14 protein-coding genes and 1 tRNA gene are annotated in these 15299 nt (G+C 55.6%); 7 read left to right on the forward strand and 8 right to left on the reverse strand.

Annotated features, from left to right (window positions below):
* The 3 genes from pheT to ACWJ62_RS12975 are packed head-to-tail and all read left to right on the forward strand — an operon-like array spanning position 1 to position 3025.
* A complete protein-coding gene (pheT, locus tag ACWJ62_RS12965; RefSeq protein ID WP_449286554.1) occupies positions 1–2373 on the forward strand; it encodes a phenylalanine--tRNA ligase subunit beta in 2373 nt (790 codons plus the stop codon).
* Positions 2374–2376: 3 nt separating this feature from the next.
* Positions 2377–2679, forward strand: a complete 303-nt coding sequence (gene ihfA / locus ACWJ62_RS12970) for an integration host factor subunit alpha (protein ID WP_007151838.1) — start codon at positions 2377–2379, stop codon at positions 2677–2679.
* Positions 2660–3025: a MerR family transcriptional regulator gene (locus ACWJ62_RS12975; RefSeq protein WP_008170477.1), complete on the forward strand. Its 366-nt coding sequence runs from the start codon at positions 2660–2662 to the stop codon at positions 3023–3025. Before ihfA ends, ACWJ62_RS12975 begins: the two co-directional genes overlap by 20 nt.
* Positions 3026–3091: 66 nt before the next feature.
* Here the strand turns inward: ACWJ62_RS12975 and ACWJ62_RS12980 are convergent, their stop codons facing one another.
* Positions 3092–3280, reverse strand: a complete 189-nt coding sequence (locus tag ACWJ62_RS12980) for a YgaP family membrane protein (RefSeq protein ID WP_449286555.1) — start codon at positions 3278–3280, stop codon at positions 3092–3094.
* Positions 3281–3395: 115 nt separating this feature from the next.
* Here ACWJ62_RS12980 and ACWJ62_RS12985 point away from each other — a divergent pair, with 115 nt between their 5' ends.
* The gene (locus ACWJ62_RS12985) at positions 3396–4031 is read left to right on the forward strand and encodes a Crp/Fnr family transcriptional regulator (protein WP_449286556.1); all 636 of its coding nucleotides are present in this window, start codon (positions 3396–3398) and stop codon (positions 4029–4031) included.
* 52 nt (positions 4032–4083) lie between these two features.
* On the opposite strand, the gene ACWJ62_RS12990 is transcribed toward ACWJ62_RS12985, so the two are convergent.
* Positions 4084–4160: transfer RNA gene (locus ACWJ62_RS12990), tRNA-Pro, on the reverse strand.
* Positions 4161–4275: 115 nt separating this feature from the next.
* A complete protein-coding gene (locus tag ACWJ62_RS12995; RefSeq protein ID WP_449286557.1) occupies positions 4276–5919 on the reverse strand; it encodes an FMN-binding glutamate synthase family protein in 1644 nt (547 codons plus the stop codon).
* 260 nt (positions 5920–6179) lie between these two features.
* On the opposite strand from ACWJ62_RS12995, the gene ACWJ62_RS13000 reads away from it, so the two are divergent.
* Entirely contained in the window at positions 6180–7772 is a 1593-nt protein-coding gene (locus tag ACWJ62_RS13000; protein WP_449286558.1) for a BCCT family transporter, read from the forward strand.
* Positions 7773–7833: 61 nt separating this feature from the next.
* Here the strand turns inward: ACWJ62_RS13000 and ACWJ62_RS13005 are convergent, their stop codons facing one another.
* The 4 genes from ACWJ62_RS13005 to ACWJ62_RS13020 form a co-directional block, all read right to left on the reverse strand.
* Positions 7834–8781, reverse strand: coding sequence for an alpha-L-glutamate ligase-like protein (locus ACWJ62_RS13005; RefSeq protein ID WP_092031564.1), 948 nt, complete (start codon positions 8779–8781; stop codon positions 7834–7836).
* A gap of 1 nt (position 8782) precedes the next feature.
* Complete coding sequence (locus tag ACWJ62_RS13010; RefSeq protein ID WP_104270304.1) at positions 8783–10300, reverse strand: inactive transglutaminase family protein; 1518 nt, start codon at positions 10298–10300, stop codon at positions 8783–8785.
* Positions 10297–10995: an ATP-dependent zinc protease family protein gene (locus ACWJ62_RS13015; RefSeq protein WP_449286559.1), complete on the reverse strand. Its 699-nt coding sequence runs from the start codon at positions 10993–10995 to the stop codon at positions 10297–10299. Before ACWJ62_RS13015 ends, ACWJ62_RS13010 begins: the two co-directional genes overlap by 4 nt.
* Before the next feature lie 245 nt (positions 10996–11240).
* Entirely contained in the window at positions 11241–11630 is a 390-nt protein-coding gene (locus ACWJ62_RS13020) for a hypothetical protein (protein WP_449286560.1), read from the reverse strand.
* Positions 11631–11918: 288 nt separating this feature from the next.
* Between ACWJ62_RS13020 and rmuC the strand changes: the two genes are divergently transcribed.
* On the forward strand, positions 11919–13394 hold the full coding sequence (gene rmuC, locus ACWJ62_RS13025; RefSeq protein ID WP_449286561.1) for a DNA recombination protein RmuC: 1476 nt from the start codon (positions 11919–11921) through the stop codon (positions 13392–13394).
* A 5-nt stretch (positions 13395–13399) separates the two neighbouring features.
* Positions 13400–14254 carry a hypothetical protein gene (locus ACWJ62_RS13030; RefSeq protein ID WP_449286562.1) on the forward strand — a complete coding sequence of 285 codons (855 nt, stop codon included), beginning with the start codon at positions 13400–13402 and terminating at the stop codon, positions 14252–14254.
* A 1-nt stretch (position 14255) separates the two neighbouring features.
* Here ACWJ62_RS13030 and ACWJ62_RS13035 read toward each other — a convergent pair whose 3' ends face one another.
* Positions 14256–15275, reverse strand: coding sequence for an AraC family transcriptional regulator (locus ACWJ62_RS13035; protein WP_041645126.1), 1020 nt, complete (start codon positions 15273–15275; stop codon positions 14256–14258).
* Between the last annotated feature and the right edge of the window lie 24 nt (positions 15276–15299).

Genomic DNA, 15299 nt, shown 5'->3' on the forward strand with positions numbered 1-15299 from the left:
ATGAAATTCAGTGAACAGTGGCTTCGCGAGTGGGTCAATCCACAAATCGATACCCAACAATTGATGGACCAGATCACCATGGCGGGTCTGGAAGTGGACGGTTTCGAACCGGTGGCCGGTCAATTCAGTGGCGTGGTCGTCGGTGAAGTCCAGTCGGTGCAGCCCCATCCGGACGCAGACAAGCTCCGGGTATGCCAGGTAAGTGATGGTTCCTCAGAGGTTCAGGTGGTCTGCGGTGCTCCGAATGTCCGCGAGGGTATGAAAGTGCCTTTTGCGGTGGTTGGCGCTGTCCTGCCGGGTGATTTCAAGATCAAGAAGGCCAAGCTTCGCGGTCAGCCTTCCGAAGGAATGCTTTGCTCCGAGTCCGAGCTCGGACTTTCTGACAACCACGATGGCCTGATGGAGCTCCCTGCGGACGCACCGGTGGGTAAGGACGTGGCGGATTATCTGAAGCTGAACGATGTCACCATTGATGTGGACCTGACTCCGAATCGCGCCGACTGCCTGTCTATCAAAGGCATTGCCCGGGAGGTGGGTGTTCTGAACAGCATGTTGTTCAACAGCCCCACGATTGAGCCCGTGGAGTCTGTGCACTCTGAAGTCCCTGATATCCGGGTGGAAGCCCCGGCAGGGTGCCCGAAGTATCTTGGCCGTATTCTCCGGAATGTGAACCTGCAGGCGGAATCGCCATTGTGGATGCAGGAAAAACTGCGTCGCTCGGGTATCCGTTCCATCGATGCCGCCGTGGACGTCACCAACTACGTCATGCTGGAACTTGGCCAGCCCATGCACGCCTTTGACCGTGATGAAATCCAGGGCGGGATCGTCGTTCGCATGGCGCGGATCGGGGAAAAGCTTGTTCTGCTGGATGGCCAGGAAGTTGAGCTCACTCAGGGCACGCTGGTGATTGCGGATCACGAAAAGCCGATCGCTATTGCCGGTGTCATGGGCGGCGAGCATTCCGGTGTCAGCCCGAAAACCCGGGATCTGGTACTGGAGTCTGCCTACTTTGATCCAATTACCCTGGCGGGCAAGGCCCGTCACTATGGCCTGCACACTGACGCTTCGCACCGGTTCGAACGAGGTGTCGACTATAAACTGGCGCGCGAGGCCATGGAGCGGGCCACAAGCTTGCTGATGGATATCGTGGGCGGTGAGCCTGGCGAGATTGTCGAGGTTGCCAGCGATGAAGATATGCCCGCGGATCGGGTTGTCGACCTGCGTGCCGGCCGGCTAAACGATGTTCTGGGCATGGAAATCGACCGGACGACGGTCGAGGAAATCCTGACCCGGCTTGGGCTGCGGGTGGAGAAACTCCTGAAAGACGGTTGGCGGGTCAGTGTGCCCAGCTTCCGCCCGGACATCTCCATTGAAGAAGATCTGATCGAAGAAGTGGGGCGGATCTATGGGTACAACAATCTGCCCGTCACCGAGCCCAACGGTTCACTCGGTCTCCGCCCAGAGCAGGAAGCGGTTCGGCCAGTCTCGGCCATTCGCAACTTCTTTGTGGATCATGGCTACCAGGAAGCGGTGACCTACAGCTTTGTTGATCCGAAAGTCCAGCAGTTGGTTGATCCCGACCGTCAGGGCATTGCCCTGGCCAATCCGATTTCCTCGGATCTGTCGGTGATGCGAACCAGTCTCTGGAGTGGCCTGCTGAAGACCGTCGCCTACAACCAGAATCGTCAGCAGCCGCGTATCCGTCTGTTTGAAACCGGCCTGCGGTTCCTTCAGGAAGGCGAGCGGATTGATCAGCAACCGATGCTTGCCGGCGTAGTGGTAGGCAGTCAGTTTCCTGAAAACTGGGCGAACGGTCGCAGAACAGCGGATTTCTTTGATGTAAAAGGGGATTTGGAAAGTCTGTTCCGTTTGCTGGGTATCGAAATACATTTTGTTGGCAGCCAGCATCCGGCGCTGCACCCGGGACAGACCGCAGAACTCATGCGTGAAGGCGAGCACGTGGGCTGGCTGGGGACTCTGCATCCACAAGTTCAGAAAAATCTTGAACTTAATGGCACGATCCTGATGTTTGAGCTATTCTTGAATTCAATCGTTACCGGATATGTGCCTAATTTCAAAGAAATTTCGAAATTCCCGGAAGTTCGTCGGGATTTGGCTATTATTATCGGGAGTGAGGTGGCGTTCGCCGATGTGGAGCGTGTAGCGAGAAAGCATGCCGGTGAGCAGCTGACAGCGTTGCGTGCGTTCGATGTCTATGAGGGTGAGAGCTTGGGCGAAGGTAACCGGAGCCTGGCTCTGAGCCTGTTCTGGCAGCACCCCGAACGTACATTGAACGAGGATGAAGTGCATTCGCTCTTTAACGGTGTGATCGACGCATTGAAAGAAGAGCTGGGGGCAACACTGAGGAGTTGAGAAATGGCGGCTTTGACGAAAGCGGAAATGGCAGAGCGGTTGTACGAGGAATTGGGCCTTAACAAGCGCGAAGCCAAGGAAATGGTGGAAGCTTTTTTCGACGAGATCAGAGGCGCACTCAGCCACAACGAGCAGGTGAAGCTTTCGGGTTTCGGTAACTTCGATCTGCGGGACAAGAAGCAGCGACCGGGACGGAACCCGAAAACCGGCGAAGAGATTCCGATCAGTGCACGGCGAGTTGTTACGTTTCGCCCGGGACAAAAACTAAAGCAAAAAGTAGAAGCGTATGCTGGAACCCAGTCATAACAACGAACTTCCCACGATTCCCGGGAAGCGTTACTTCACCATCGGTGAGGTGGCGGAGCTGTGTGCGGTCAAGGCACACGTCCTGCGGTATTGGGAGCAGGAATTTCCACAGCTGTCGCCCGTAAAGCGTCGGGGAAACCGGCGCTATTATCAGCGTGCAGACGTTATCACGATCCGCCAGATTCGCAGTTTGCTTTATGATCAGGGCTATACCATCGGTGGTGCCAAGCAAAAGCTGAGCAGTCACGAGGTAAAGGACGATACCTCCCAGTATAAGCAGCTGATTCGCCAGATGATTACGGAGCTTGAGGAAGTACTTGAGGTGCTGAACGCGCCGGTCAAATAGGGCTTCCGAAAGTCATAAGAAAAACCGGGGCAGCGAGGCTGCCCCGGTTTTTTTATGCATGCAGGTTTACTGCTTCTTGCAGGTCTTGATGCCCAGAATTGAGTAGGCGGGGCAATTGCCCACTGCGGCAGTGGCCAGAGGAACGATGCCAATCCAACCCCAAGCGGTTTGTGGGCCCACAAATACGAGCGCCAGAAGTACAATGCCAACAATGGCGCGAATGATACGGTCCGCAGATCCCATATTGATGCCCATGATCCATTCTCCTTGGTTGATTTGAGGCAGTAAGGCCACTCTAACGCCTGCTCCCGGGCTGTTCAGTGATAAAGTCACACAAGGAAGGACACTGGATAAGCTAGTCTCGTTAACTATGGAAAAACTGACGTTGCAACACAGCATTCTTGGAACATTGCCGGAATCCGTTCGGCGAGACGCTCTGAACGGACTGCAGGCGATTCAATTTGAGCATGGAAAGGTGCTTTTTAGAGCGGGAGATCCGTGTCAGGGCCTGCCACTGGTGCTCCATGGCAGTGTAAAGGTTCAAATGACAGGGCTGTCGGGGAATAGCATCGTCCTATACCGGATGGGCGCAGATGACATTTGCACGCTCTCGATCGGGTGCCTGATGACCGGTGACGGCTTTCGCGCAGAGGCCGTGGTTGAGGAGGATGCCAAAGTGTTAATGGTGCCCAGGGGGTTGTTCGATCGGCTCATGGACCAGTCCGCCGATTTCCGGCTGGGCATAATGGAGTCTTACGGTCGTCGCCTGAATGATCTGATGCTGCTGGTGGAGGAGGTTGCTTTCAGGCGAATGGACGAGCGCCTTCTTCACTGGCTCGAGGCCAGGGCAGGGCGGGGAGAGATCACGATTACGCACCAGGAGCTCGCTGTGGAGCTGGGGACCGCCAGGGAGGTGGTTAGCCGGTTGCTGAAAGAGCTTGAGCGCAAAGGTAGGCTGCGTCTAGCCCGGGGAAAGATCGAATTCACTGGTTCGTTTGCTGGATAAACGCCGGAAAACAAAAAGCCCGGACCTTTCGGCCCGGGCTTTTGTCAGAATCTGGTCGGGACGGTAGGATTTGAACCTACGACCCCTTGCACCCCATGCAAGTGCGCTACCAAGCTGCGCTACGCCCCGATTCGCTCTTCGCCACATCGAAACTTGAGAGTATTCTCAGTGGCTTAGCGGGAGCGAAGTCTACACGAGCCCATGGGAAAAATAAACATCCGATGGCGATTTTGATGGCCATTTTTTAGCGTAGCTTGGTCTCCCGCAGTTTGAGGATGAATTCCGGTGGTTCGAAGGTATCCGCACGGGCTGATTCCCAGTACTTATCGAACACGGTCAGGTCTGTTTTCCCCTCCAACAGGGCGCCCGGCTCAAGGAACGGGAAAAGGTCCATGTACGAGTGAACTTCGGTTTTCGACACCCGCCGGACAACGTGTTCTGGACCAAGCTCGGATGGGTGCTTGAGACCGGAAGCCTCGAGCAGGTTTTGCAGGGCGTCCAGGGTATTCTTATGGTAGTTGTACACCCGCTGGCTCTTGAGCTCCACGTCGAGCTTGTTGCCGCGCCTGGGGTCCTGGGTGGCCACGCCGCTCGGGCAGCGCCCTGTGTGGCAACTGAGCGCTTGTATGCAGCCCAGGGAGAACATATAGCCACGGGCCGCGTTGCACCAGTCCGCACCAAGGGCCAGGGTTCGGGCTATGTTGAAGGCCGAGGTGATCTTGCCTGCTGCGCCAATGGCGATGTCTTCCCGCAAATGGGTGCCGACCAGTGTGTTGTGAACCAGCAGAAGCGCTTCAGTCATGGGCATGCCGAGGCGGTTGATAAACTCCAGTGGAGCCGCTCCCGTTCCGCCTTCGCCGCCGTCGACGACGATAAAATCAGGTTTTCGACCGGTTTCCAGCATGGCTTTGACGATGGCGAACCATTCCCAGGGGTGGCCAATGGCCAGCTTGAAGCCGACGGGTTTGCCGCCAGACAGTTCTCGCAGCCGGTCAATGAACTCCAGCATCTCGATGGGGTTTGAGAACGCCGAATGGCTGGCTGGAGAAACGCAGTCCTCACCCACAGAAACGCCCCGAGCTTCAGCGATCTCGGGGGTAACCTTGGCACCCGGCAAAATTCCGCCGTGGCCGGGTTTCGCGCCCTGAGATAGTTTGAGTTCTATCATTTTGACCTGTTCAATAGTGGCGTTCTGCCGAAACATATCTTCGTTGAACGAACCATCTTTGTGGCGGCAGCCGAAGTACCCTGAGCCGATCTCCCAGACCAGATCGCCACCTGGCTGTCTGTGGTATCGGGAAATGGAGCCTTCTCCGGTGTCATGATAGAAATCGCCCATTTTGGCACCGGTATTCAGGCTCAGGATGGCGTTGGCGGAGAGCGAGCCGAAGCTCATTGCGGAAATATTGAACACGCTGGCGTTGTAGGGTTTATCACAGTTCCTGCCGATCAGAATCCGGAAGTCACTGCTGTCGAGGCGGGTGGGAGAGAGTGAATGGTTCATCCACTCGAACCCCTCGTCATACATGCCGAGTTGGGAGCCAAAAGGGCGTTTGTCGAGGACATTCTTGGCTCGCTGATAGACGATCGTGCGTTGTTCCCGGGAGAAAGGGCGCTCCTCGGTGTCTGACTGGATAAAGTATTGGCGGATTTCTGGCCCAACGGATTCGAGCAGGTACCGGAAGTTGGCCATGATCGGGTAATTCCGGCTGACCGTGTGTCGCCGTTGTAACAGATCGTAGGTGCCAAGGGCGGCGAACGCACCAAAGATCAGCGGAAACACGTAACCTGCGCCTAAAAATATGACCAGCCCGAGGGAGACGAAAAAGCCGACAATGCTGAGTACATAGGCCGAATAGCGAAGCGGAAAGGTCTTGGTTTTTTCCATGGAATCCTCTGGTTGTTGCGCAGAACCGGCACGACCGGCGCACGAGATAAGGAAGAGTTTAGTCCTACGATGCGGGATTGTGCCTCGATTGGTCCTGACTTTCGCTGGTCCGATATCGATCATGGTCTATGATCAATATCAAGGCGGCTAAAATAATCGTAGTTTTGATGTTTTGAACTCAAAACATTATGATAACGCGCTTGTAATGTTTGAACTCCGATTCTGAATAAACGACTTACCAACTCAGGAGGCGCCATAACGTGGGCGAGGTAGTTAAAGACGAATATTCGACGGACTACGTGGCCGGCCAGGACAATATCACACCGTTCGGGCTGGATCTCCACGCACCGGTATTTCCGATTACGGCGATACTGGTTGTTGCGTTCGTGATAGGGACCCTGATGTTCCCCGGGCAGGCCAAAGAGCTGCTCGATGGAGCGAAATGGGACATTATCGCGACGTTTGACTGGTTTTTCCTGATCAGTGCCAACATCTTTGTTGTTGTGTGTTTGGCGTTGATCTTTCTGCCGATGGGTAAGATCCGTATTGGCGGCCAAGACTGCAAGCCTGAATTCTCTACGATTTCCTGGTTCTGCATGCTGTTTGCGGCTGGCATGGGTATTGGTCTCATGTTCTGGGCCGTTGCCGAGCCCGTGGCTTACTACACAGGATGGTATGAGACGCCACTCAACGTAGAGGCCGGAACAAATGAAGCCCGCAATCTTGCCATGGGCGCGACTATGTACCACTGGGGTCTGCACCCCTGGGGCATCTATGCGATTGTTGCTCTTTCCCTGGCGTTTTTTGCCTTCAATAAAAACATGCCGCTGACCATCCGCTCGGCTTTTTTCCCTTTGCTTAAAGACAAAGTGTGGGGTTGGCCTGGCCACATTATTGATGTTCTGGCGGTTGTCGCCACCATTTTTGGTCTTGCGACATCCCTCGGTTTTGGCGCCCAGCAGGCGGCTTCTGGCCTCAACTATCTGTTTGATGTTGGCGCTGGAACGAACATTCAGATGGCAATTATCGTGGGTGTTACAGCGCTTGCCTTGATCTCAGTGCTCAGGGGCCTCGATGGAGGCGTCAAGATCTTGAGTAACATCAACATGGCCGTCGCCGCCGTTTTGCTGCTGTTCGTTATTTTCGCTGGTCCAACCATGACCATTCTAGAAACCCTGTGGGTGACTTCTTCCAACTATGTTGGCAATGCTTTGCAGCTCAGTAATCCGTTTGGTCGTGAAGATGAAGCCTGGTTCCAGGGCTGGACTGTCTTCTATTGGGCATGGTGGATTTCCTGGTCACCGTTCGTCGGTATGTTTATTGCCCGTGTTTCCAAGGGACGTACCGTTCGTGAGTTTGTGACTGCAGTGTTGATCGTTCCGACCGTTATCACGGTTGTATGGATGAGTGCTTTCGGTGGTGCTGCTATCGAACAGATCCAGCAGGGCGTTGGTGAACTGGCTGAGAACGGCCTGACTGAAGTTTCACTTGCGACCTTCCAGATGTTTGCAAATCTGCCGCTGACCGGGATCTTGTCGTTCGTTGGCATTATTCTGGTGCTGGTGTTCTTCGTAACTTCGTCGGATTCCGGTTCGCTGGTCATCGACAGCATCACTGCCGGCGGCAAGACCGACGCCCCGACCGCTCAGCGCGTGTTCTGGGTAGTTGCAGAGGGTGCCATTGCTGCAGCCTTGATCTTTGGTGGTGGTGAGGATGCGCTCGGCGCAATCCAGGCGACTGCGATCAGTGCTGGTCTGCCGTTTACGGTCGTTCTCCTGGTCATGACGTGGGGACTTTTGAAGGGCCTCAGTCACGAGCGTAAACTTCTGATTGCCAGAGGTGAGCTCGCCTAAGAGTGCTTTGAAATGAAAAAACCGGGGCCTTGGCCCCGGTTTTTTTATGTTTGATTAGCGCTCAGAAACTGGCGAACGTGTCCATGGCGAAACGAGAGCGTTCCAGTGGCGTGAAGTGTGGCCGCTTGAGAGCCTCAATAGCCCTCAGGCGAGGCAGAAGCCCTCGACCGTTTGCCATCTGGATTGCCAGCCCGGGTCTGGCGTTAAGTTCCAGCAGCAGTGGCCCTTCGTTGGCATCTACCACCAGATCAACCCCCATGTAACCGAGCCCGGTTGCCTCGTAGCAACGAGAGGCCATTTCCAGCATCTCGTCCCAGGCTTCAATCTGGATATTTTCCAGCGCAAGACCGGTATCCGGGTGAAGGGTAATGGGACGGTTGAACTGAACCGCGTTCAGGCTTCGCCCAGAACCGATATCCAGTCCAACTCCCACAGCCCCTTGGTGAAGATTGGCTTTACCGTCCGATGCGGTTGTAGCCAGTCTCAGCATAGCCATCACTGGGTAACCCTGGAACACCACAATCCGGATGTCGGGCACACCCTGATGCGAATACTTTGCCAGTGAAGGGGCGGATTCCACCAGGTTCTCGACAATCGCAACGTCCGGAGTGCCTGCAAGAGAGTAGAGGCCGGCCAGAATATTGGTCAGATGACGTTCGAGAAATGGCGAATCTACACGCGAACCGGAAGCCTTGATGTAATCATCGCCATCGCGCCCGGTAATCACCGTAATGCCTTTGCCGCCAGACCCCTTCGCCGGTTTGATCGCAAAGCCCTCAAGGTCTTCAGCCATCTCCCGGAAGTGAGATATTTCATGCTGTTGGCGGACAATCTGAAGCAGCTTGGGCGTTTTTACCCCGTATTCGGCAACCACTAGCTTGGTCTTCAGTTTGTTGTCCACCAAGGGGTAAGACGAACGCTCATTGTACCGGGAAATGTAGTCGACATTTCTCCGGTTCATATTGAGCATCCCGAGCCTCTTGAGAGATCGCGGTGAAATCCAGTCCATATCAGTCGTACGCCTTCATTGGCGTGAACCGTCGCAGCTCGCTGAGCTTGTAGCCGGTGTATTGACCCATCAGCAGTATCAGCCCGAGGATCACGAGGTGCAGCTCCGGGAAGTTGAAGGTCAGATGGCCAGCCAGAGGCGCGCTCATGAGCAGATAGGCGCAGATAGCCACGAACAGGCTGCCGGCACCCTGAACCATGACCTCGTGGGCGCCTTCCTCCTCCCAGAGGATGGACATGCGCTCAATCGTCCAGGCAATGATAACCATTGGGAAAAAAGTGACCGTCATGCCAGTGTTGAATCCCATCTGGTAGCCGATAATGCTCAAGCCCGCGGTTATGAAAATAACCAGAATGATCAGAGCGGATATTCGAGACACCAGCAACAGGTTGAGACTGGACAGATAGCCCCGCATGAGCAGACCTATGGCGACAACCGAGAGGAAAGCGATCAGCCCGGGCACCAGAGTGGTCTGGACGAACGCCACGGCAATGAGTACGGGCATGAAGGTGCCAGAGGTACGGATGCCGATGACAATCCGCATGAAGGCCACCATGAGTGCGCCGAGTGGCAACAACAGCAGCATCCGGAACATGCTTTGCTCTTCAATGGGTAGTTCATAGAAGCTCAGGAAACCGAGGCCGTTGGAGGCGGATTCCATGGTCGCCAGTTGCAGGGCCGGAACAGTTTGCCGGAGCATGGAGAAGCTCACTTCGGAGTTTTCCCCGCCCACGACATCCAGCAATGAAGCAGAGCCCTGACGCCAGAGCAACAGATCGTCAGGTACGCCCTGTTCAGCGGTTTTCGGGTTGAAGGTGAGCCACTGTTTGCCATTGTAGATTTGCAGATAGGGCATCAGCTGTTGCCGCCGGCGCGCATCCTCAAGCCTGAGGCCGTCGGCTATCCTGGCAGCGATACCGCTATGGTTGAGCATATCGACCAGAAGGTCCAGGTAGTTCTCTTCCGAGACCAGCAGGGTGGTGTTCTGGGTGCGGGTGTCTGGCTGCATCAGCCGGATCAGCTCTCGGGTCATGCTTTCTGGAGTACTCGAACGGGCCCTGGCCTGGTCCAGTATTTCCTGAACGGCGGTGGCTTCGGGTTCTTCCCAAAAGGTCCTTGGTGTTTTCGGTTCCCGCACGGGAATTTCCGGTTGAGCGTTAGCGTCCGGAATAAACTGGGCTTTGAAATACAGTGTCTGCGGTCCGGAGACCTCCCGCTTGCTCCATTCCGCCCGGCGGCTTCCAGAGCTGTCGATGATCGAGAAGCCGTAGCCAGGTGATGCAGCCTGTTCCGTAAGGATACGGAATCCGGGGGGCTGCTCGGGTATGTTGAGGCTGGCAAGCACTGATCCGTCGCCGGCGTCAAAATCGATTCGGGCCTCTACCATCCAGACAGGACGCTGCTCGCCTGTCAGCCAGGGGATGCCAAGCTCAATGTGTCTCCAGACAGCGAGCGAAATGCCCGCTGCGATGAGGAGAAAAACGGCAATATAAAACGGCAGGCGCGAGCGGGTGGTCACGATTCGTTCCCGTTGCTTTTGCGGATGGATTCAGGCAATTCGGTGGCGTACTCCTTGCCGACATCGACCAGCATTACGTCACGCAAAATATTGCGGCCGATCAGAACTTCGTAGGTCAGGTTTGTTCTGTCGGCAAGTGTGAACTCGGCTACCTGTCGATGGTCGCCAATAAAGAACTGGAGTTCGACAACAACACGACGCTCAGCCTCGTCCGCGCTGGCCTGGATAACCCGGACACGACGGGAGATTTCTTTCTCAAGGGTCACGAACTTGTCGGTGCCGGGAACGGGTACATCAAAACGCACCCAGTTGCTGCCATCCCGCTCAAACCGGGTGATGTTGCGTGCGTCGATGGAGGAAGTTTCGGCGCCGCTGTCGATTCGAGCTTTGTAGATCAAGCCGGGACCCGCGAGGTAGAAATTCTCTACCTCGCCGACAATGACTTTCCCCTTCAGGCGATCTGCGCGGCCTTTTGAGTTGTCTGTTGCGGGGCACTGCTTCTGGACCTGAACGGGCGGACATTCGGGCTTTTCTACCTGGGTGGCGATCGCGTCCAGGATAGTTTGAGTCGACGAGCGGGTCTGGGCAACGGCTTGCTCGTGTCGAGTCGCTGCATTTTCCTCCATGGTAACGAGAGTCGCACGCTGGCTCTTGACGGATCCCTGAATCTCATTGAGGTCTGTCTTGGGAACCATGAAATAGCGATCTGCCGAACATCCCGTAAGCGTAAGAATGCCCGCGAGTGCGATGAAGGAAGGTTTAGGCAGTCCAGCCCGAAAACATTTCAAACCCATGAATAACCCCTGAGCTGGCAGCCTGTCACAACCGAGTAGGAATGGTGATGACGGTCTGTGCGTGTGAAACCGGATACAAACGGAAGGGAAGTATACAACATCCAACCTGTGTGGTTGATTTACAGATGGTTAAGGGGCAGTAGTGTTTACCGTGACAGAAAATGTCCCTCACCCAGCACGGTTTCAGCACGCAGGTATTCCTGGATCACGGGCGAGCAATTGAGGTAGAAAAGCAGCAGTTCGCGCTGCACATCCTGATCCTGAATTCGGGCGGCGAAACTGATCAGCTCCCGGATGTCCTCGTCGCTTTCGGCATTGCTGGGAGGCATCCCGAAACTCTTTCCGTACCGGGTTTTAAGCAGGCTAGTGAGTCGCTCGAGGTGAAATTCGCCAGTGTGGGTAATGTGCGGCAGGATTCTGAATGCGTCCTTGTTGCCGGACGCGCCTGTGCCGAACAATCCTGATTGGCTGTCCCGACTGGAACCGTCATCGTGGAGAAACTCCGCCCCCAGCTTTCGCCACAATTCTTTCAGCATGATCTGTTATCCATTTCTGATCCCGTTCGTGCCCGTCATACGGTTACCAAAGGGTAATAACCACTCGGCGGGTGAACATTTTACCCTTTTAGACGATATTACGTGGGGCGTCCAGAGGTAGATGTCCGGGCTTCAAATTATTGCCAAACAGTCGTGGTCCTTACCAGCAGCATCAGGCAGATTGACGGTGCGCCGGGCAAAAGGTTCCCCGCGTGCGTTAGACTGTGTTCTAACAGAACCGTACCGATCATTCATCTGAATAAAGAGTTTTAACAGGAGTATTGCCAGGTGCCTGAAGCCATCACGGAACTGATGTTGTCCCGTCCTGATTTGATGGCGGGATTGATGGTCGTATTTATTCTTCTGGTAATTCTGAGAGGGCTTTGGGGCAGAAATAGTCGACTTGAGCAAGACGTCGAACATTGGAGGCAGCATGCCGCAAGTCTCGAGAACAGACTGGCCGGGCTTGAGTCGGAGCTGGAGAGCCGGAAAGAGCGCTTTGCGCAGGTGGATAATGAGCGTCAGAACTTGAGGGCAAAGGCGGATGAGCTTTCCGATGCGCTGGGTGAGGCTCGTATGTCGCTGCGGGAGCAGGAAGTGACGATTGATAAGGAACGCCGTTCAGCCAATGAGAAGCTGGAGCTGCTTGAGCGTAACCGTGACGCCCTGAAGCAGGAGTTTGAAAACCTTGCCAACAAGATTTTCGAGCAGAAGAGCGAGCGTTTCAGCCAGCAGACCCGAACCAGCCTCGATACCCTGCTCAATCCGTTCAGGGACCAGCTGCAGGATTTTCGAAAGCGCGTTGAGGATGTGTACACCAATGAAACCCGTGACCGTCAGGCCCTGCGCAGTGAGATCAAATCACTGCAGGACCTGAACCGACAGATCACCGAAGAAGCTGCCAACCTGACCAGGGCACTGAAGGGCGACAAAAAAATCCAGGGCAACTGGGGTGAGCTGATTCTCGAGCGTGTACTGGAAAAGTCCGGCCTCCGTAAGGGAGTGGAGTACGACACCCAGGGCAGTTATCGGGACAGTGATAATCAGCTGTATCGGCCGGATGTCATCGTGCATTTGCCAGACAACCGTAACCTGATCATTGATTCCAAGGTGTCGTTGGTGGCTTACCAGCAGTGGGTCACGGAAGACGAGGATTCCGTGGTCAGGGAAGAGGCTTTGAAGCAGCATGTTGAGGCCGTTCGAAATCACATCCGTACGTTGAGTGAAAAAGATTATAGCCAACTGCACGGCCTCCATTCGCCGGATTTCGTACTTTTGTTCATGCCAATCGAGCCTGCCTTTGTGGCGGCGTTTCAACAGGACGAGAACCTTTTCGCAGAAGCCTTTGAGCGAAAGATTATTGTGGTAACTCCAACAACCTTGTTGGCAACATTGAGAACGATCGAAAACATCTGGCGCTATGAGCGCCAGAGCCAGAATGCCCGACGAATCGCCGAGCGGGCCGGCGCGGTTTATGACAAACTCAGGGTGTTCGTGGAAGCGATGGAGCGCCTCGGCACCCAGTTGCATACCGCCCAGGGAACCTATGACTCGGCCATGAACACCCTGACCCGCGGGCGGGGGAACCTGATCTCTCAGGCCAATCGCTTTGTTGAGCTGGGTGTTCGGGTCAAGAAAGAATTGCCCAAGGGAATCATGGATCAGGCTGAAGTGGACGATTACGACGAATTTCCTCATTCCGGGGACAACGACCGGCCTGATTCTGAGGAGCAGGCGATTGGTGCAGATAACGAGCAGGAGTAGATGCCATGGCAGTATTATTTGGAACAGGTCGCTGTTTAGTTCTGGGGGCCGCCCTGGCTTCCTTGCTCCTGTCGGGGTCGGCGCTGGCGCTTGCGCCCGAACATGAAACCCGTAGGCTGATGCTGGCCACGGAAGAGGCCGTTGTTGCAGAGAACTGGGGTGAGGCTGCGGAATATCTCAACCGGTTGCAGCAACTGGAGGGTGAAAAACCCGAAGACTATTTTTTCTACCGGGGCCGCGTGATGCTCCAGTCCTCCCATTTGAACGAGGCCCAGTCGGCCCTTGAGACCTATGTAAGCCGGGCGGGTGCGGAGGGTGCCCACTATCAGGAGTCTCTTCAGCTAATCACCTCGATCGAGAAGACCAGGCGGCAGAACGCCGTTGCACCGCAGGCCGCTGGCGAAAGCGAACCGGTCGCGGTTATTGAGGCAGCGGGTGAGGGCAGAGTCGAGTCCTTGCGCAAGCTCTATCTGGCAGATTCAGACCGGGAAGCCTTGACCCTCCATATCAACAGCCTTCTTGAACTCGCTGGCTGGCGCCGTGATCAGGCAGTGGTGCGACTGGACCGGCCGGCAGATGTGGAATATCGCCTGGGAACCCAGGGAGACGAGATTCAGGTGCAGGAAATCAGACGAGCCGAAGATGGCCGTATACTGAGGAGCACCGAGCCGATGTCGGTGTTTGGCATTAACCCCCAGGTTGAGTGGCGTTGTGAAGCCGCTGTTTCGACCTGCTGGGTTTACGATCCAAGGGATGGCTCCCGCCTGCTTCAACTGGCCGCGAACCGTGAGCGAGTTCAGGAGATTGCTGAGACGCTGGGGCAGTTGATCCGGACACTTCAGCTACCGTCCGGATCCTGATTCAATCAGGGAGGTTGCCTCGTTCGCCCTCCCGGTATGCGCCGGGCGTCACCCCTGTCCACTTCTTGAAAGCCCTGTGGAAGGTTGAGGGCTCGGTGAAGCCAACCTTGGCCGCGATGTCGTTGATGGGCAGGTCCTGCCGGCTCAGGTAGTAAATCGCCATATCCCGCCGTAGCAGGTCCTTGATTTCCTGAAACGAGGTATTTTCCTGCTTCAGCCGGCGACGCAGCGTTTGCGGGCTGGTATGTAGCTCTGCGGCAATCCATTCGAAATCCGGTAACGGCTTTGAGAAATCTCGCCCGATCAGCGCACGAATCCGCCCCGTAAAGGTGTTGCTCTCGTCAGGCCGGGACAGCAGGTCTGCGGGCGACGTCTTCAGGAATTGCCGCATCTCCGGCTTGTCGCGGATAACTGGCGCAGACAGGAAGCGTTTGTCGAAGGTAAGGGCAATTCTGTCGGATTCGAATGCCAGGGGGCAGTGGAAAATGTGCCGATATTCGTCGCCGTGGGGCGGCCGGGGGTAATCGAACTCGGCCTTTTCCAGTTCTATGGGTTGCCCGATGAGCCAGCTGCCCAAACGATGCCAGATTACGAGGATGCTTTCCCTCAAGAAGAAACTGGGATCGTTAATTTCGCCTTCCATCCGGGCCACCAGTCGGGCTTTGTCCTCGCCAATTTCGAGCTCCATCGACACCATGGGCTCGAAGAGACGGGAAAACTGGAAGGCTTGCCGGTACACCGATTCCAGGTTGGGGCAGTCAATCACCAGCGCGCACATGGTGGCGAAAGTGCCTGTCCGGGCCCGCCTGGGCCCAAGCCCCATAAACTCGTCCCCCATCCGGTTCCATAGCACCTGCATAAGATGGCTGAACTGGTCGCTGCTAACCCGGGCCATCTCGATACGCAGGAGATCGGGCGAGATTCCTGCCTCCCGGAGCATTTCGCGGGTATCAAAACCAAGTCTTTCAGCACCCCCCAGGGCAGCCTGAACAAAGTGCTTCGAAACCGTCAGATCGGACATCACGCTCGCCATTCCATAAAAACG

It is taken from the genome of Marinobacter sp. PE14 (assembly GCF_053566155.1).